General features: G+C 69.5%; 14 protein-coding genes. 8 read left to right on the plus strand and 6 right to left on the minus strand.

The window, feature by feature from the left end; genetic code table 11:
* Window positions 1-135 precede the first annotated feature (135 nt).
* Entirely contained in the window at window positions 136-1,140 is a 1,005-nt protein-coding gene (locus H7F51_RS06435; RefSeq protein WP_185663413.1) for a glycosyltransferase family 2 protein, read from the plus strand.
* A 59-nt stretch (window positions 1,141-1,199) separates the two neighbouring features.
* On the opposite strand, the gene H7F51_RS06440 is transcribed toward H7F51_RS06435, so the two are convergent.
* The 3 genes from H7F51_RS06440 to H7F51_RS06450 are packed head-to-tail and all read right to left on the minus strand — an operon-like array spanning window position 1,200 to window position 5,718.
* Window positions 1,200-2,813, minus strand: coding sequence for a GMC oxidoreductase (locus H7F51_RS06440; RefSeq protein ID WP_185663414.1), 1,614 nt, complete (start codon window positions 2,811-2,813; stop codon window positions 1,200-1,202).
* Window positions 2,810-4,174, minus strand: a complete 1,365-nt coding sequence (locus H7F51_RS06445; RefSeq protein ID WP_185663415.1) for an NAD-dependent epimerase/dehydratase family protein — start codon at window positions 4,172-4,174, stop codon at window positions 2,810-2,812. The genes H7F51_RS06440 and H7F51_RS06445 overlap by 4 nt, the downstream gene beginning before the upstream one ends.
* Window positions 4,171-5,718 (minus strand): hypothetical protein, encoded by a 1,548-nt coding sequence (locus H7F51_RS06450; protein WP_185663416.1) that lies wholly within the window; start codon window positions 5,716-5,718, stop codon window positions 4,171-4,173. Before H7F51_RS06450 ends, H7F51_RS06445 begins: the two co-directional genes overlap by 4 nt.
* Window positions 5,719-5,823: 105 nt before the next feature.
* Here H7F51_RS06450 and H7F51_RS06455 point away from each other — a divergent pair, with 105 nt between their 5' ends.
* Window positions 5,824-6,240, plus strand: a complete 417-nt coding sequence (locus H7F51_RS06455; protein WP_185663417.1) for a GtrA family protein — start codon at window positions 5,824-5,826, stop codon at window positions 6,238-6,240.
* Here H7F51_RS06455 and H7F51_RS06460 read toward each other — a convergent pair.
* From H7F51_RS06460 to H7F51_RS06470, 3 genes are all read right to left on the minus strand, one after another.
* A complete protein-coding gene (locus tag H7F51_RS06460; protein ID WP_185663418.1) occupies window positions 6,204-7,877 on the minus strand; it encodes a hypothetical protein in 1,674 nt (557 codons plus the stop codon). The genes H7F51_RS06455 and H7F51_RS06460 overlap by 37 nt on opposite strands.
* A 123-nt stretch (window positions 7,878-8,000) precedes the next feature.
* The gene (locus H7F51_RS06465) at window positions 8,001-10,352 is read right to left on the minus strand and encodes a membrane-bound PQQ-dependent dehydrogenase, glucose/quinate/shikimate family (RefSeq protein WP_185663419.1); all 2,352 of its coding nucleotides are present in this window, start codon (window positions 10,350-10,352) and stop codon (window positions 8,001-8,003) included.
* Between the two features lie 125 nt (window positions 10,353-10,477).
* Window positions 10,478-11,386 carry an alpha/beta hydrolase gene (locus tag H7F51_RS06470; protein WP_185663420.1) on the minus strand — a complete coding sequence of 303 codons (909 nt, stop codon included), beginning with the start codon at window positions 11,384-11,386 and terminating at the stop codon, window positions 10,478-10,480.
* A gap of 331 nt (window positions 11,387-11,717) precedes the next feature.
* Between H7F51_RS06470 and H7F51_RS06475 the strand changes: the two genes are divergently transcribed.
* Genes H7F51_RS06475 through H7F51_RS06500 form a run of 6 tightly spaced genes read left to right on the plus strand, consistent with a single transcriptional unit; the run spans window position 11,718 to window position 16,642 of the window.
* Window positions 11,718-12,509, plus strand: coding sequence for an SGNH/GDSL hydrolase family protein (locus H7F51_RS06475; RefSeq protein WP_221774027.1), 792 nt, complete (start codon window positions 11,718-11,720; stop codon window positions 12,507-12,509).
* Window positions 12,506-13,531, plus strand: a complete 1,026-nt coding sequence (locus tag H7F51_RS06480; RefSeq protein ID WP_185663422.1) for a glycosyltransferase family 2 protein — start codon at window positions 12,506-12,508, stop codon at window positions 13,529-13,531. The genes H7F51_RS06475 and H7F51_RS06480 overlap by 4 nt, the downstream gene beginning before the upstream one ends.
* Window positions 13,531-14,394 carry a hypothetical protein gene (locus tag H7F51_RS06485; protein ID WP_185663423.1) on the plus strand — a complete coding sequence of 288 codons (864 nt, stop codon included), beginning with the start codon at window positions 13,531-13,533 and terminating at the stop codon, window positions 14,392-14,394. Before H7F51_RS06480 ends, H7F51_RS06485 begins: the two co-directional genes overlap by 1 nt.
* A complete protein-coding gene (locus H7F51_RS06490) occupies window positions 14,391-15,323 on the plus strand; it encodes a thiamine pyrophosphate-dependent dehydrogenase E1 component subunit alpha (RefSeq protein ID WP_185663424.1) in 933 nt (310 codons plus the stop codon). The genes H7F51_RS06485 and H7F51_RS06490 overlap by 4 nt, the downstream gene beginning before the upstream one ends.
* Window positions 15,313-16,296: an alpha-ketoacid dehydrogenase subunit beta gene (locus H7F51_RS06495; RefSeq protein WP_185663425.1), complete on the plus strand. Its 984-nt coding sequence runs from the start codon at window positions 15,313-15,315 to the stop codon at window positions 16,294-16,296. Before H7F51_RS06490 ends, H7F51_RS06495 begins: the two co-directional genes overlap by 11 nt.
* 40 nt (window positions 16,297-16,336) lie before the next feature.
* Window positions 16,337-16,642: a lipoyl domain-containing protein gene (locus H7F51_RS06500; RefSeq protein WP_185663426.1), complete on the plus strand. Its 306-nt coding sequence runs from the start codon at window positions 16,337-16,339 to the stop codon at window positions 16,640-16,642.
* The last annotated feature ends 9 nt before the right edge of the window (window positions 16,643-16,651 follow it).

The following is a 16,651-nucleotide window of genomic DNA, read 5'->3' on the forward strand; positions in this document are numbered from 1 at the left end:
CGCCGGGGAAATTGTATCAAGACCATTGCAGGCCGCGATCGGCTTCATGCTTTGGCGAATTCCGGCGAGTGTGGAGGAGCGCTACCGAATTCGTTGCGGCCTGCGTTCCGAGTTCCGAATTGAAGGTACTCCGTGATGACCGAAACGGCCCGCCCAGCACTGTCCATAGTCGCACCATGCTACAACGAGGAGGGCGTGCTCCATGAACTGCACCAGCGGCTGGTCGGCGTATGCCGGCAGGCGGTGGGCTGGGATTTCGAGATCGTCCTGATCGACGATGGCTCCCGCGACCGGACCCGCGCGATCATCGGCGAGCTTTGCGCCGCCGATCCGCACGTGGTCGGCGTGTTCCTCTCGCGCAATCACGGTCACCAGCTGGCCCTGACCGCCGGGCTCAACATCTGCCGGGGCGAGCGCGTCCTGATCATCGACGCGGACCTGCAGGACCCGCCGGAACTGCTGCACGACATGATGGCCCTGATGGATGGCGGGGCCGACGTGGTCTATGGCCAGCGCACCGCGCGCGACGGAGAATCCGCGTTCAAGAGGTTCACCGCCGATCTGTTCTATCGCATCCTGGGCAAGCTGGTGGACGTCAACATTCCCCCCAATACCGGCGATTTCCGCCTGATGAGCCGCCCCGTGCTGGACGAGCTCAACCGCCTGCCGGAGCAGCACCGGTTCGTGCGCGGGCTGGTCAGCTGGATCGGCTACAAGCAGGTGCCGCTGCAATACCACCGCCACGCCCGCTTTGCCGGCACGACGCATTACCCGGTCAAGGCGATGATCCGTTTCGCCATCGACGCGATTACCGGCTTTTCGACCGTTCCGCTGCGGATGGCGACCTATCTCGGCCTGCTCGCCGCTTTGGTCGGCATCTGCATGATGGGCTGGGCGGCCTATTCCTATTTCGCCGGCATCGCCATTCGCGGCTGGACCACGATCATGGCCCCGATGCTGATCCTCGGCAGCACGCAGCTTTTGGTGCTGGGGGTGATCGGCGAATATCTCGGCCGGCTCTACATGCAGTCGAAAAACCGGCCGCTGTTCATCATCGAGGAAATCAAGCGCAGCGAAGGCGCCTTGCAGCCCCCGCTTCATGCCATCCAGGGGGCCGCCCAGCCGAAGAGCGTGGCCTGAGGTTTCAGGCCAGGACCGCGGTCAGCACAGGCCGCCAGCGTCAGCACAGGCAGTCGGCGTCAGCAGAGGCTATCGGCAATGCGCGCGGCGTTGGCCATCAGCGTGAAGGTGAGGTTCTTGGCCGGCATGAACGGGAAGGCGGCGCCGTCCACCACATAGAGGTTGGCAAAGTCGTGCGACTGGCCCTGCGGCGAGACTGACCATTCGCGCTTTTCCGCAGACATCGGCAGGGTTCCGCCATAGTGGACGCCCGCGCCGATCGGCCGGACGTGGGCCATCCCGGGCACGAAGGGCGCGCCGATGGCGGCGAAGAAGCGCCCGACCTTGCGCAGCGTAGCCTTGATCTCGGCGGCTTCTTCCGGGGCGGGGCGGTACCGCGCGGTCAGGGCCGGCCATTCTTGGCCGTCAGCCGACAGGGTGAGATAATTGCCCGCCCGCCGTGTATCGGCATAGTTGAGGTTGGCGACGCCCAGCCCCGAGCGCAGGGCGCGCAGGACCCCCGTGGCCGAGCGGATGTCCAGCGGCAGGCTTTGCAGCACCGGATGCGCCGCGCCGGTCTTCAGCGTCGTCACCTGTCCGTGGACGTAGTGCCGTGGCCGCTCCTGCGGCAGGCCGAATGCCAGCTGGTGGTACTGGTAGGAATCCGGCTCGTAAGGCCGCCCGAGCATCGCCAGGTTGAAGAAGGGGGCGAGGACCTGGCGATTGTCCATCAGCCCCTCCAACCGCACGATTTCGCCGCTGGCCTTGTACTGGGTGCGCAGGACCAGGTTCGACGTGCCGATCGCGCCGGCGGCGAGGACGTGGACGTCGGCCGTGAACCGCTCCGCCGCGCCGCCCGTGACCGGGAAGGTCACCGCCCCGGCGAGGCCGCCCCCGCCGTCGGTTTCGAAGTGACTGACGAACTGGCCGGAGCGGTAAGCGAAGGTTTCGAAGGCCATGCATTCGCGCAGGGTGATCGAGGGGGTGTAGAGCGCGCCGTTGGGGCAGCCCCAGAGGCAGCGACCGCAGGAGCGGCAGGCTTCCCGCTCGCCGTGCGCGCTGGTCAGCACGGCTTGGCGCGAGCGGCCGAAGCGCACGCCGTGCCTGGCCTGCAACCTCTCGCGCCGGCTGGCGTAACGCGCGGCGAGCAGGGCGGCGCTGGCATCGAGTGGGGTTGGCGCGCTCAGGTTATCGTGATGGGCATAGGCCAGGTCGTCTCCCTCCTCGCCGCCGACGCCGATCCGCCTTGCCACTTCGCCGTAGTAAGGCGCGATTGCGGCATGGGTGAAGGGGAAGTCGGCGAGGTCGTCATCGTCGAAGGGGTAGCTGCCGCCGGTCCAGCATTCGGCCAGTCCGCCCGCCGCGAAGGAGCGCAGCGGGGTGATGCCGTCTCCCCGGAACCGGAAGCGGGGATCGGGCGCGAAGACATAGTCCTTCGAAGGCGGCAGGCCGTAATATTCCGGATCGTCGGTCGGGTTCGGGCTGGGCAGGGTGATGCCGCCATATTCGGCGCCGAGGAAATATTCGACCGGGTCCGGCAGGCTGCGTTTCAGGCCCATGAAGCTTTCGGCCGGCGCGGCGATGGCCGGACGTGTGTTGCCGACGTCGAGCATGGTCACCGCGTGCCCCTTGCGCAGGGCGGTGAGGGCGAAGTGCAGGCCGCTGGGGCCAGAGCCGACGACGAGGATCTTCATGCGCGCCCGGCCCGCGCGAGGCGGGCCACGCCGAGCGATGCCGCCCCGCAGGCCAGCGCCAGCGAAAAGGTCGCCCCGGTCGCGGCGAGGGCAAGGCCGGTGCCGATCACGCCGCGCGCCTGCGGGGCCTCGAACAGGGCGTTGGTGGGCGCGCGGTTTTCGAGGATGGCGGCGAGGATGATCAGCCTGCGCCGCAGGGCGCCGCGCCGGGCGAACAGGGCGCAATAGGCATCGATGCAGCGCGCCATCCACTCGCCCTTGCGCGCCAGCCGGAGCGATGTCCGGTCAAAGTCGGACAGGGGCGCCGTGGCGGTGAGGCCGTGGGCCTGCAGCGCCGCGAGATAGTGGCGCAGGGTATCGGCCTCGGGCGGCATGCCGGTGAGATAGCGAGCGAACACCTCGCATTCTGCGGCGGCATCCTCAGGGTCATCGGCGGGCGCCGGGGGCAAGGGGCCTTCCGCCAAGGGCGGGCCCGCGAGGCGGTCCAGCAGGTCGGGCAGGGGCGGTGAATGGGGCCGCAGGCGGTCCATCAGCCAGTTGGGCGTGGCCGTGCTGTCGTTGGCGAAGAGGGCCAGTTGCCCGGCGGTGAGCGGCAGGACCGGGCGCAGCACCGGTTCGAGCGCGGCAAGGGCCAGCCTTGTCGGCGCCAGCGGCACGCGGACCAGCCGCGCTGCCGCTCCCCCGGTGGACCTGCGCACGGCGCGGAGAAAATCGCCGAGCATTTCCGGATCGGCGCCGCCGACGTCCAGCGTCTCCCCGGCGAAGCGCCATTCGTCGAGGACGATGGCGATGGCCCGCGCCACCTCGTCCACGTCGACCGGCTGGATGCGCACGGCGCGCGCACCCTGCGGCAGGGGAATGACCGGGAGGCGGGCGATGCGGCGTAGGCTGGCCCAGGCCGGCGAGCGGGGGCCGAGCACCACGGTGGGGCGCAGGATGGTGAAGGCCAGCCCGCTCTCGCGCACCAGAGCCTCGGCCGCGGCCTTGCTTTGCGCATAGGGGTAGAACGCCTGGTCCGGGTAGCCGGCGGCGATCGTGCTGACGTGGAGGATGTGGCTCACGCCGCTCTGGCGGCAGGCGCCGATCAGGGCGCGGGTGCCTTCGAGGTTCACGCGCCAGTGCTCCTTCGGGGAGACCTTGCCCACGCTGGCGGCGAGATGCACGGCGACGTCGGCACCCGAAAGAGCGTCGCGGTAGGTCTCGGGAGAGAGCAGGTCACCCGTGACGTAGGCCGTGCCGTCGTCCGCCGCCGGCGCTTGGCGCGAGAGGCAGCGCAGATCCCAGGCGCCCTGTGCCAGCCGCGCCCGCAAGGCGCTGCCGATGAAGCCGCTGCCGCCGGTCAGGAAAAGGGTGCCCTTCATGGCCGGGGACGATCCTTCAGCCGGTAGAGGTCGATCACGCCGAAGGACTTTTCCAGCCGGTAGTTTCGGGCGAGGAACCCGGCCATCCACGGGAAGTCTGCGAGGGAATCGCTGGCCCGGGCGAGGCCGTCCCACGAGATGCCGGAGACGAAGTAGACCGGCGGATGGAGCGCCAGCTGGCGGGCGGCCTGATCCCGGTATGCCGCGCGGTATTGCCCCGGCATGGCCAGCGGCATGGCGAAGGTGAAGCGGGCGGGATCGGGCCGGTCGGCGAGGTAGGCGACGGTCGCGTCGCTGCCCCAGACATAGACGCCGTCTTGCGGTGCCGTGTGCGCGGCGATGTAGCGGGCGGCGGCCATTTCATCCGCGCTGTCGTAGAGCCGGAAGCTGTAGGCCGCATAGTACCGGTCCGGGGCCCGTTCGGCGAGGCGGTACCAGGCCAGTCGCCCGGCGTCCCTGAGCGGGCGCGCGGCCGTTGCCACGAGGGCAATCCCGGCCAGAGCGAGGGCCGCCGCCGGGTACAGGCGATGTCCGCTCCGCCCGGAGGACAGGGCGTGGAGGCCAAGGGCCGCCGCGATGAACAGCGGCGGGTAGGCCGGAAACCAGTGGTAGGTGTAATACTTCTTCTGGATGACGACGCAGAACAGGGCGATCGCGAACCACGCGGCGAGGATGGCGAGGGGGCGCCATTGCGCGCGCCAGTTCGGCAGGGTGCCCAGCGCCAGCAATGCAGCGCAGATCACGGGCGTCCTGAGCAGGGAGGCCGCCACGCCGTGCATCGCCACGTTCCAGCCCGAGGCGGCATCGAGATAGGTCGTCAGCGGGTAGAGCAGGTGGACCTCGATCAGCTGCGGGAGGCCGCCGCGCAGGGCGAAGTAGCCGCCGATCAGCGCGGGCGGGATGGCGGCGCCCAGCGCCAGTGCCGAGGCCAGGGCGGCGCGGTGCTTCCATCCGGCGCCCGGGGCCAGCGCGCAGACCGCGAGCGGGATCAGGCCGAAGGTGAAGTAGAACGGCTTCACCAGCCCGGCGCAGGCGATGAAGAAGCCGGCCATCGCGCAGGTTCGCGCGGCGGTTCGCTCCGCCGCGAGCAAGGGGGTGAACGCCACGATCAGGCTGGTGGTGACCCACGATTCCGGGGCCGCCGTGAAGAACCATCCCGCCGATGCGATCCAGAGGTAAGTGGCCAGCGCCGCCCAAGCCCCGATCGGGCGGGTGGTGAGGGCGCCGACGCGCGCGAAGATCACGAAGCCTGCGATGGACCAGAAGGCGAGGTCGACCAGCCGGATGCCCCACATGGTCGGGCCGAACAGGAATTCGGCCAGGGAAAACGGCAGGTAGGCGGCGGGCCCCTTCATGTCCCAGCTGTCGACATAGGGCAGGCCGCCGTGGACATAGGAGGAGCCGACCGAGGCGATGATGCCGTGATCCCAGCCGAAGGGCAGGGCCAGCGAGGCGGCGGCATAGACGAGGGTGAGCAGCCCGGCCGCCGCGAGGGCGAGCGCCGGCCATGAGCGGGCCGGAACCGGCCTCGACGCACCAATCAAACTCGCCGCCAATTCCATCGCCTACCCCTGATGATCACTCAACATCGCCGGCGCACGCCGTTAGCATCGCGGGCAAGCCGCCACTGCAATTGCCAGGATGGTCCAATGCCCGACTGCCTCGTCCAAGACGAAAGCACCCTGACCGCGCTGGCGCCGAAATCCGAGATCTTGCGCTTCGCCGCCGTGGGGGTGGTCGGCACGGCCGTTCACTACGGCGTGCTGGTCGCGCTGGTGGAACTGGGCGGGGTTGATCCGGTTGCCGGCACGCTGTGCGGTTTCATCGTCGCCGCCTTTGCGAGCTTTGTGCTCAACAGCGTCTTCACGTTCCGCGTGCGGCTGAATTTCACTTCGGCCCTGCTCAAGAACTATGTCAGCCTTGCCTTCGGCCTGGCCATCAACGTCGGCACCGTTGCCCTGCTTACCCATCTTGCCACACCCTATATCTTCGCCCAGCTGGTCGCGACCGTGCTGGCCTTCATCTGGAACTATCTGGCTTCGAGGTTCATCGTCTTCCGCAAATGAGCGAGTCCGGTCTGATCGAGCCGGTAGAGGTCGAGCGTGCCGATGCTTTTCTCGAGATGGTAGTGCGCCTTCACGAAGGCCGCGAGTTCGGGAAACCGGGCGAGGGACTGCGCCTTGGTATCGGCGGCCCACCAGTTCATGCCCGCGACGAAATAGACCGGCGGGGCCCGGTGGAAGGCGGCCATGGCCTCGGCGCGGTAGGCGGCGCGATATTCGCCGTCGAGGCTCAGCGGCATTTCAAAGGAAAAGCGCGTCGGGTTGGGGCGATCGGCGAGGTACTGGACGGTCGCGTCGTTGCCCCAGACGAAGACCGGATCGGCCGGGCCGGTATGGGCGGCGATGTAGCGGGCCGCTTCGCGCTCCGCCGCGACCTCGTAGATCCGCGCGCCGGAGGCATTGTCCGGCGCGAAGTGGAACGAGGCGTAATAGCGGTCGGGCGCGCGTTCGAGCGCGAAGTAGTAGAGGAACTTGGCCGTATCGCGCAGCGGCATGGCGCAGACCTGTGCGGCGAGGGTTATCGCGGCGGCCGCGGCGATGAACCGGCCGGCGCCTGCCCGCGCCCCGTCTGCCTGCGGCCCGTCCTGCAACAGGGTATGGATGCCGCCCGCGGCGAGCAGCAGTAGCGGCGCATAGCAGGGAACCCATTGATAATAGTAGTACTTTCCCTGAAGGATGACGGCGAGGACCATCGCGGCGATCCAGCCCAGTACCGGCCAGAGAATCTGCGGCTGCCGGCGCCATGACCAGACCCCCAGCGCGATGAACGGGCAGAGGAGGGCGACCACCGGCCGGGCCAGGAAGGTGGCGATCCCCTCGGTCAGGCTCGTTCCGGTCGGGAGGTGGGAATAGGTCGAGACCGGGTAAAGGATGTGCACCTCGATCGCCCGGGCCAGTCCGCCCTTGCTGGCGAAGTAAAGGCCCGCGCCGATCACCGGCAGAGCGGAGCCGAGGCCGAGGGTGAGCGCCAGCGCCGCGCGCCGCCGCAGCGATATTCCCGGGGCGAGGGCAATTGCCAGCAGCGGGGCAATGCCGACGGCGAGGTAGACCGGCTTGATCAGGCCGACCCCGCCGATCAGCAGCCCGGACAGGGCCAGTTGCCGATGCGTGGGGGCGGACGGCGCGGTGAGCAGCGGCGCGATTGCCAGCACGCAGGCGGCAGCCGCCCAGCTTTCCGGCGCGGCGGTGAAGAACCAGCCGCCCGCCGCGATCCAGTAGTAGAAGGCAAAGGCGGCGCTGGTGCCGATCAGCGCGTTCGTCAGCGCGCGGACCGACTGGCCGAGGCAGAAGGCGCCGAGGCCGACGATCACCACGTCGAGAATCCTGACCCCCCACATGGTCCGGCCGAAGAGAAATTCGGCGAGGGTGTAGGGCAGGTAGGCCGCCGGCCCCTTCATGTCCCAGCTGTCCGCATAGGGCAGGCCGCCGTGGACATAGGACGATCCGACCGAGGCCATGATGCCCTGATCCCACCCGAAGGGCAGGGCGAGCGAGGACAGCGCATGCAGGGCGGTGATCGCGCAGGCTGCGGCCAGCAGCAAGGTCATCGCCTGCCCGGCCGACCGGAGGGCGCCGAGCGGCGCGCGGTGCCTTGCCGGGGCTGGCCGGGCGGGAAAAGTCAGGCTCCGTTCGATGTCCATGCACCTCCGGGCGGGAGGACCGCCACGCGCTTTGCTCGCGCCGGGAACAGTACAGCGCGGCCATGGCGGCTGGCACCTGATCTTTGGAGTATCAGCCAAATGTGAAGCCGGCCGCCGGCGCGCTCATCTGAGGGCATAGGCGACGACGTGGAAGGGCATGTTGCCCGCACCGAACAGGCTGGCCCTTCCGCCCGAGACGATGACCACCATCTGCCGGCCCGAGCGCGGGGCGCGGTAAGTGATCGGGGTGGCCTGGTTGCCGGCCGGGAGCTTGTCCGACCACAGTTCTTTTCCGGTCAGGCTGTCTATCGCCCGCAGGCGCCGGTCGCCCACGGCGCCGATGAAGACGAGGTCGCCCGCCGTGGTGATCGGGCCGCCCACCACCGGCGGCGCGCCGATGGTGAAGGGCAGGTGGGAGGCGACGCCCAGCGGCCCGATCTCCTCGGCCGTGCCGAGCGGTCGTTCCCAGACGACCTTGCGGCTGCGCAGGTCGATCGCGGTCAGCGTGCTGTAGGGCGGGGATTGGCACGGCACGCCCAGCGCGGTCATGAAGGGGCCTCCCACGACCCCGTAAGGCGTTCCCGCCTGGGGATAGGCGTAGTCCGCGCCGTCGCTCCTCGGCTCCAGCCGGGTTACGGTGGCGAAGCGGGTGGAGGGCACGATCAGCAGCCCGCGCCCCTTGTCGACCGAGACGCCGCCCCAATCGACCCCGCCCAGCTGGCTGGGATAGAAGATCGAGCCCCGCAGCGAGGGCGGCGTGAACACGCCGTCGTAGCGCAGGGCATGGAACTTGCGCCGGCACAGGAGCTGGTCGAACGGCGAGATGCCCCACATGGACCGCTCGTTGAGCGCGGGCCCATCGACGCTGGGCATGCCGACGGAAAACGGCTGGGTGCGCGCGGTCCATTCGCCGGGGACATCGGTTTGCGGCACGGGCTTTTCGATCACCCCGGTCAGCGGCTGGCCAGTGCGGCGATCGAGGACGAACAGCTGCCCGTGCTTGGTGGCCTGCAGCAGCGCGGGGACCGGGCCGCTTTGGGTCGGCATGTCGAACAGCACGGGCTGGGCCGACGTGTCGTAATCCCACAGGTCGTGATGCACGAACTGGTAGGACCAGCGCACCCGCCCGGTCTTCACGTCGAGCGCGACGATGGAGCTGGCGAATTTCTCCCACAGCGGCTTGCGGTGGCTGCCCACGAAATCGGGCGTGGCATTGCCGGTGGGCACATAGACGAGGCCCAGATCTGGGTCGGCGCTGAGCAGGGTCCAGGAATTCGGCGTGCCGCGGGTATAGGGGGCGGGCACGGGCGCCGCGCTGGCATCTCCGGGCCGTCCGAGGTCCCAGGCCCAGGCGAGCGCCCCGGTGCGGACGTCGAAGGCGCGGATCACGCCGGAGGGCTCCCCGGTCGACTGGTTGTCCTGCACCAGCCCGCCGATCACGGCGAGGCCATTGACGATGGCCGGAGGGGAGGTCTGGTAATACTGGCCGGGAACGATCGGTTCGATGCCCTGACGGAGCGACACTTCGCCGCCTTGGCCGAAATCCGGGCATGGGCGGCCGGTTCCGGCGTCGAGCGCGATCAGCCGGGCATCGAGCGTGGCGAGCATGATGCGTTTGGCGCAGGAAGATGAGGGTGCGCCGGCGGCGGTGGTGCCGTCATGATAGGCGACGCCCCGGCAGATCCCGCTCAGCACGCCTTGCAAGCGGACGCGGGGATCGTGCCGCCAGAGCAGGCGGCCGGTTTCGGCATCCAGCGCGATGACCGTGTCGTTGCCCGTGCAGGCGAACAGCTTGCCATCGACCTGCAGCGGCACGGCCTCGTCCTTGAAGGCGAGGCCGGGGGTATCGGCCTGGGGCACGGGTTCGCGGTAGGTCCAGACCCGCTGCAACTTGCCGACATTGCCGCGATCGATCTGGTACAGGTCGGAGAATCGCGCTCCGCCCGGGTCCTGCCCCGGATAGGCCCAGCCGGCGGCGACCGGGGCCCCGGCGGATCGCGGGGCGATGGCGGGGCCGGGCCCCGAGCCTTCGGCCCAGCCGGGCCGCAGGGCGACGAGCAGCGCCACCCCGCCCAGGACGGCCTGGGCGCCGATGGCATAGCCGCGCCTGATCCCGGCCAGCTGGCTGCCGCTGGGTTCCGGGGCGAGCCGGCTACGGACGAAAGGCAGCAGGAACAGGGGGAGCAGGACCGAGATGAAATCGACGCGGGGGAGCAGCGCCCAGCCGTCGAGCCCGACCTCGTGGATGGCCCAGGCCCAGGTGGCGGCGAAATTGAGCGCGGTGAGGTGGATGGCCGAGAGGCGGCGGCGCGCCAGTTGCAGGCCGGCAAGGAGCAGCAGCGCGCCGCTCAAGGCATAGAAGGCGCTTCCGCCCGCCCATGCGAGCTGGGCGCCCAAGGCTGCCAGAAACAGCCCCGCCAGGGCGGTGCCGGCCGCAAGCAGATAGAATGATGCCGAGGAAATCTGCCGCGCCATGACCTCACGCCATCTGGCCGGGGCGGCAGGCGAAACCCGATCGAAGCCCCGGTGTGGTGCGGTCTTGATAGCCCCGATCCGCGGCGCGGGCGGAAAGCTATTCCGAGGTATGGACCCTCCCCCCTTCAGGAACCCGGGGCCGCTTGCGTTAGGTTCACGCCCTGCGCGGCAAGGAAGCGCGCGATGTCGGCCCGGATCGTGGTTGGCGGGGCATCCTGGGCCTTGCCGAATGCGGCCTGTGTGTCGTCGTGCTGGAGGCCGGGATAGACGATCAGCTCGGCCGCGCCGCCCTTTTCGCGCACCCGCGCCGCCATCTGCTCGCTCTCTTCCCGGCCCGCGATCCTGTCCGCCGCTCCGACCAGCAGCAGCAGCGGCGGGGACTTCCCGTCGACGTGGTGCTTCATTTCCGCGTAGCCGGTGCTGGGCGCGAAGATGGCGTTCTCATTCTCGCCGTGCAGCGGGAGCATGTTGTAGACCCCGGACAGGCCGATCACCGCCTTGAGATCGCGGCGGGCATCCAGCCCAGCCTCGTCCAGCCAGCGGGGCTCCACCGCGAGGCTGAGCGCATTGAAGGCGCCCGACGAATGGCCGACGAGGACCAATTTGGCCGGATCGCCGCCATATTGCGCGATGTGGGCCTTGACGAAGGCGAGGGCCCGGGCGCTGTCCTGCAGGAAGCTTGGCCAGGTTGCCGGGGGGTATATGCGGTAGTCGGGGATGACCGCGACATAGCCCTGCCGCGCGAGACCGGCCCCGACCCAGGCATATTGCGCCTTGGCGCCCGAGGTCCAGGCGCCGCCGTAGAGATAGACGATCACCGCGCGCGGCGGCCCCGGCCGGGCGGGGGCGTAGATGTCCAAGGCGCGCCGATCGCCCGGGGCATAGGCGATGTCGCGGTGGACGGCGAGGTCGCTCATCGGTTCGGCGGCCTGGTTCCGGTCGATCCGGAACGCGCCGCGCAGCCCGATCGCGGCGACGAGGGCGGCGGCGACCAGAGCGGCGGCTGAGAGGGCGGGCCATCGGCCGAAGCGCATCGTTCCCTCCTTCACCTCCGGCACGGATGCGGCGGCGCGATGGCTTCGGCCGCGCGGCATTGCGCCAAGGTTAGAAGGCGGCGCGCCGAGTTGAAATAGCCCGAAAGAGGGGGCTCGCCGCGGCGCGGGGACTATTTGGTTAGCCCCTTTGCCCCGGCCCGAATGCTGGTGCCGGCCCGAATAACATTATACATTTTCAGAACATTGCGTCGGGCAGGTGGGGCAAGTTCATGTTGCGTGACGGACGGGGCGCTGGTCCCGGATTTACTGGATCGGTTGGTGTGATGTCTCGCTGCGCGGGCAAGTTGGCGGGTTTTCGTTGGTGAGGCGGGTGACGCTTTTTGCGAAGGGGAATGTCGATGTTCACGATTCCCTGCATTCCTGCCGGATCGGCGGGGAACTGCTGTGGAACGGCGTCAACGAATGCCTGCGCCACAGCCATCCGGAGGCGCGCATCCGCATGAAGCACGAGACCCTGACCCGGTTCGATGCCCTGCTGGCGGCGGACGGCCATGTTCCGCAGGCCCTGGCGGACCGCGACCTGGCGCTGGGCAGCTATCCCCTGCCCGGCCAGTTCAGCGACAAGCTCTTCACCACGCCGGTCGATGCGGTGATCCTCTCGATCCTGCCCGATGTCGCCGCGCCGATCCTGCGGCACAAGGAAGAAGGGTTCCTGTTGTATCCGGCCGACACCTCGGTCTGGCCGGAAAGCGACCGCGCCTGGCTGCGCGACAATTTCGAGGCTGCGGGCCTGTCCACGGTCGAGGCCGCGATGGCCAATCTCGAGGGCGTGGTGGAACGGCTACGCGAGGCCGCGGACGTGCCGGTGCTGGTCTACAACATGTCGCCCGCCATTCCGGGCGACATGGTGCATTGCCATCTCGGGCTGGACGACACCTATTCGACGCGGATCAGGCGGTTCAACCTCGCGCTGATCGAACTGTCGCAGGCCATCGGCATCTCGATCGTCGACCTTGACGGGATCGTCGCGCGCAAAGGCGCCGACACGATGAAGGTCGACGCGATGCACCTCACCCCGCTCGGCTACCAGTGCGTGGCGGAGGAGGTCGTTCGCATTCTCGACGATTACGGGATCATGGAAGAGGGGGGCGCCGGGCAATGAAGGCAAGCGTGGTGATCCGCTCGAAGGACGAGGCCGACCGGCTGCGGCTGACCCTGACATCGCTCGCCGGCCAGAGCGCGCCTTGCGAAGTCGTCGTCGTCAACGACGGTTCCTCGGACCATACCGGCGAGGTCGTGGCCGAGGCGGCGGGGGCGCTCGATCTTGTCCATGTTCGCAACGAGCGGCCGACCGGGCGGTCTGCCGCTGCCAATGCCGGGGCCGCGCGGGCCACGGGCGACATCCTGATCTTCCTTGACGGGGATACGCTGGCCGAGCCCGAATTCGTGGCGCGGCATCTGGCGGTCCATCGCGGCGGGGACGATCTGGTGGTGCGCGGCGAGACCTTTCACCTGCGCTGCACCCGGCCGTTCCGCGATCCCGAGGCGGGTACGCCCCAGCCCGGCGAGGAAGAGCGGGTGGCGCGCATGTCGGACAAGGACCGCGCGCGCAATCTCGTCACGCGCAGCCAGATCAGCAGCGCCTTTCACGAGGTGGACAGCCGCGCCCAGCCGGGGATCTACCCGGGCTTTGGCCCGCGTAAGCTCTACGATCTCGAGATGGAGGCACTGCGCGCGCCGGGCGACTGCGGGGTGCTGTGGGCCGCGGCTTCGGGCTCCAACCAGTCGCTTTCGCGCGGGGCCTTCCTGCGCTCCGGCGGATTTCACCCCGACATCAGCATCAACGAGCACCGCGAGCTGGCGCTGCGGCTCTGCCGCGCGGGCATGACGATGAAGCCGACCACGGCGCGCAGCTATCACATGACTCACCGCAGCGGCTGGCGTGATCCGCTCGACGATCTCGAATGGGAGGAGATCTTCTACCGCGAGCATCCCGATGCCGTGGTCGCCCTGCTCCCGCTGTTCTGGCAGAGCATCGGCGACAATTCGCCCCTACCCGAAGCGGCGCGCATCCTGTCGCTGGCGGAACTGGCCCGCCGCGCGGCGCCGCTGGCGGGAATGACCGGACGCGGGGCGGTGCGCGAGGCCTATATTGCCGGCTGCCTGGCCGAACTGGCCGCCTGATGCCGGAACTGGCCATCTTCGCTTGCCTTGGCGCGCAGGAGCGGCGGATCGCGGCCCATGCGATCGACCACCTGCTCGCCCCGGCCATGGCCGGGGACGGGGTGACGTTCGCCTGCCGGGCCGATGCAGGCTTGGCCGAGGTTGTCAGCGCGCCGGCGGGGGCGATCCGCATGGTATCGTTGCTGCCCTTGGCGGAGGACGAGGGCCGGCCGTGGGCCGAGACCGAGGCGCTGCTGCACCAGACCTTCGCCAGCCTTGCCGACAGCGGCGATCCGGTCTTTGTCATGACGGTCTTTCGCGGCCTGGCGGACCGGGCAAGCGAGAGCGGACAGGCCATGCTGCTGCGCGTGCGGCGCCTCAACCTGCTGGCGACCGAGCTGTCCCGCGCTTATGGGGCCATCGTCGTCGATGTGGACCGGGTGATTGCCGACATCGGGGGGAGGAGTCTCCAGACCGACCATCGCCTCGGCGGGGACCTTGCGGCCGAAGTGGTCGGCCACGAGCTGGCGATGACGCTTGCCGCCAATGGCCTCGATGCCTGCGTTTCGTTCGAGGCGCAGGAGCGGGCCCGGGCGCGGCTCGGGGCCCAGAAGCCGGCCATCCGGCCGGCCGAGGCGCTCTCACCGTCAGACATCATCGCGCTGGGCACGGGGCGGAGCCGCCAGCGGGTGCTGATGCGCAGCGGCGCGATCCAGCAGGAACATGCCTCGTGGCTGGTCCGGCAGATCCTGACGGGACGGATCGGCCCGCGCGAAGCGCTGGGGCGGCTGGTCGGGGCCCTGCGCCGCCGGGGGCTGAAGGACAGCCTCGCTCTCCTCCTCTCGGCCTTGCGGCAGGGCGCGGCACAGGGGCGGACGGCATGACCGACGATCCCATCGGCCGCCTGCGCGCGATGTTGCTCATCCGCGCCTTCGAGGATGGCCTCTCGGCGCGCAAGGCGCACGGCTTCCAGCTGCTCTCCTCGGGCGAGGAGGCGGTGGCGGTCGCCCTCGCCTCGGCCCTGACGGCGGACGACCAGCTGCTGACCGGGGGGCGGTCGATCGGCCCGGCCCTTGCGCGCGGGGTCAATCCGGGGATGCTGATGGCCGAACTGCTGGGCAAGACCGCCGGGATGAACCGGGGGCGCGCCGGGCGCGGGCACTTTGCGGCGCCGGAGCAGGGTTTCTTCGGCTCTCACGCGGTCGTCGGCGGCAATATCAGCGTGGCCGCCGGGGTGGCGCTGGCGCGCAAGATGGCGGGGGAGCCGGGGATCGTGGCGATCCTGTTCGGCGATGGGGCCAGCGCGGCGGGCGCACTTTACGAGACGCTGAACATCGCCGCCTTGTGGGAATTGCCGATCCTGTTCGTGTGCAACAACAACCAGCTGTCGGTCTCGACCCCGCGCGAGGCGTCGAACGCGGCGCGGCGGATCTGCGATGTCGGCGCCGTTTTCGGCATGCCGGCGCGGTCGGTCGATGGCCTCGACATGGTGGCCGCGGCAGCGGCAGCGCGGGAGGCGGCGGAGCATGTCCGCTCCGGTAGGGGGCCGGCGTTCCTGGAGATGTCGTCGATCCGCCTGCGCTCCCACTCGACCACGGCGCGCGAAACCCGCTCGCGCGATGAACTGGCCAGCCTGCGCCTGCGCTGCCCGATCGAGCGGGAGATTGCGCGCCTTCAGGGCGAGGGCTTGCTGGGGGAGATGGAAATCGCGGGCCTACGCGAGGAAGCCCTGGAGCGCGCCCGGGCGGCGATGGTCTTCGCCGATGCCTCGCCCTATCCCGATCCGGCGGAGGTGCTGGCCGATGTCGACTGAGCTGGCAACGACGCGGATGTTCTTCCGCGAGGCCGTGAGGCGGGCGGTCGAGGAGGAAATGGCGCGCGATCCCAGGATCTTCGTCCTCGGGCAGGACGTCGGCTCATTCGGCGGCTCCTACCGCGAGTTCGACGGGCTGTTCGCCATTTTCGGCCCCGAGCGGATGCGCGATACGCCCGTGGCCGAGGCCGCCACGATCGGCATTGCCGCCGGGGCGGCGGCGGCGGGGTTCCGGCCGCTGGCCGTGATCACTTACATGGACTTCCTGATGCTGGGTTTCGATGCCCTCATCAACTATGCGGCCAAGCTGCGCTACAAGACGGCCGGCGCCCTGACCGCGCCGATGGTGGTCAAGACCACGGCCGGGGCACAGGGGCAGGGCGTGGCCCATTCGCAATGCATCGAGGCCTGGCTGATGAGCGTGCCCGGGCTCAAGGTGGTGGCCCCATCGACTCCCGCCGATGCTTACGGCCTGATGAAATCCGCCCTGCGCAGCGACGGGCCGGTGGTCTATATCGATCACAAGCGCCTGTTCCCGACCCCCGGCAATGTCCCGGTCGAACCGGCGATCGTGCCGTTCGGGCAGGCCGCGATCCGGCGCGAGGGTACCGACGTCAGCGTGGTCTGCCACGGTTACATGGTGCGGGTGGCGCTAGAGGCGGCGGACCTGCTGGCTGGGGAAGGGCTGTCGTGCGAGGTGATCGACCTGCGCTCGCTCGCGCCGATGGACGTCGAGACGCTGGCCGCATCGGTCGAGCGAACGGGGCGCCTGTTCACGCTCGAGGAAGGGCAGGTCACCTGCGGCGTGGGCGTGGAAGTGGCGACGCGGATCTTCGCGCGCATCGGCAACCGGCCGTGGTCGCGGCTGGGCGCCCTGCCGGCGCCGGTATCGTCGAACCCGGTGCTGGAAGCGGCCTGCATTCCTGATCCGGCCCGAAGCGCCGCGGCCATCCGCGCCCTCGTGCGGCCATGATCGCCGGTCATCCTTCTTTCTGCATAGCCCGGAGGCGCATTTGATCTACCAGTTGTCCGTCCCTGCTGCCGTTCCCGGCGTCGAGGAAATCCGCATTCTCGAGTGGCATGGCGAGCCCGGTGCGAGCTTCGAGAGCGGCGACTTGATCGTCGAGCTGGAAACCCACAAGGCCGTGGTCGAGGTCCGGGCCGGGCAGGCGGGGGTCCTGCGTTCGGTGTTGGCCGATGCGGGAGACTGGCGCCAGGTCGGGCTGTGCCTGGCGATGTTCAGCGACGGCGCGGACGAGGCCCTGCCTGACGGCGAGACGCCGTCGGATGAGCTGGTGGTCGAGTTCGACGTGCTCTGAGACGGGCCT

The organism is Novosphingobium flavum (assembly GCF_014230315.1).
Lineage (GTDB): Bacteria > Pseudomonadota > Alphaproteobacteria > Sphingomonadales > Sphingomonadaceae > Novosphingobium > Novosphingobium flavum.

What these genes read in the sequence shown, in the direction of transcription:
- H7F51_RS06495 (WP_185663425.1), top strand. Translation starts at nt 15,313, where the DNA reads ATGTCGACTGAGCTGGCAACGACGCGGATGTTCTTCCGCGAGGCCGTG.
- H7F51_RS06490 (WP_185663424.1), top strand. Translation starts at nt 14,391, where the DNA reads ATGACCGACGATCCCATCGGCCGCCTGCGCGCGATGTTGCTCATCCGC.
- H7F51_RS06460 (WP_185663418.1), bottom strand. Translation starts at nt 7,877, where the DNA reads ATGGACATCGAACGGAGCCTGACTTTTCCCGCCCGGCCAGCCCCGGCA.
- H7F51_RS06435 (WP_185663413.1), top strand. Translation starts at nt 136, where the DNA reads ATGACCGAAACGGCCCGCCCAGCACTGTCCATAGTCGCACCATGCTAC.
- H7F51_RS06465 (WP_185663419.1), bottom strand. Translation starts at nt 10,352, where the DNA reads ATGGCGCGGCAGATTTCCTCGGCATCATTCTATCTGCTTGCGGCCGGC.
- H7F51_RS06470 (WP_185663420.1), bottom strand. Translation starts at nt 11,386, where the DNA reads ATGCGCTTCGGCCGATGGCCCGCCCTCTCAGCCGCCGCTCTGGTCGCC.
- H7F51_RS06445 (WP_185663415.1), bottom strand. Translation starts at nt 4,174, where the DNA reads ATGAAGGGCACCCTTTTCCTGACCGGCGGCAGCGGCTTCATCGGCAGC.
- H7F51_RS06455 (WP_185663417.1), top strand. Translation starts at nt 5,824, where the DNA reads ATGCCCGACTGCCTCGTCCAAGACGAAAGCACCCTGACCGCGCTGGCG.
- H7F51_RS06440 (WP_185663414.1), bottom strand. Translation starts at nt 2,813, where the DNA reads ATGAAGATCCTCGTCGTCGGCTCTGGCCCCAGCGGCCTGCACTTCGCC.
- H7F51_RS06485 (WP_185663423.1), top strand. Translation starts at nt 13,531, where the DNA reads ATGCCGGAACTGGCCATCTTCGCTTGCCTTGGCGCGCAGGAGCGGCGG.
- H7F51_RS06480 (WP_185663422.1), top strand. Translation starts at nt 12,506, where the DNA reads ATGAAGGCAAGCGTGGTGATCCGCTCGAAGGACGAGGCCGACCGGCTG.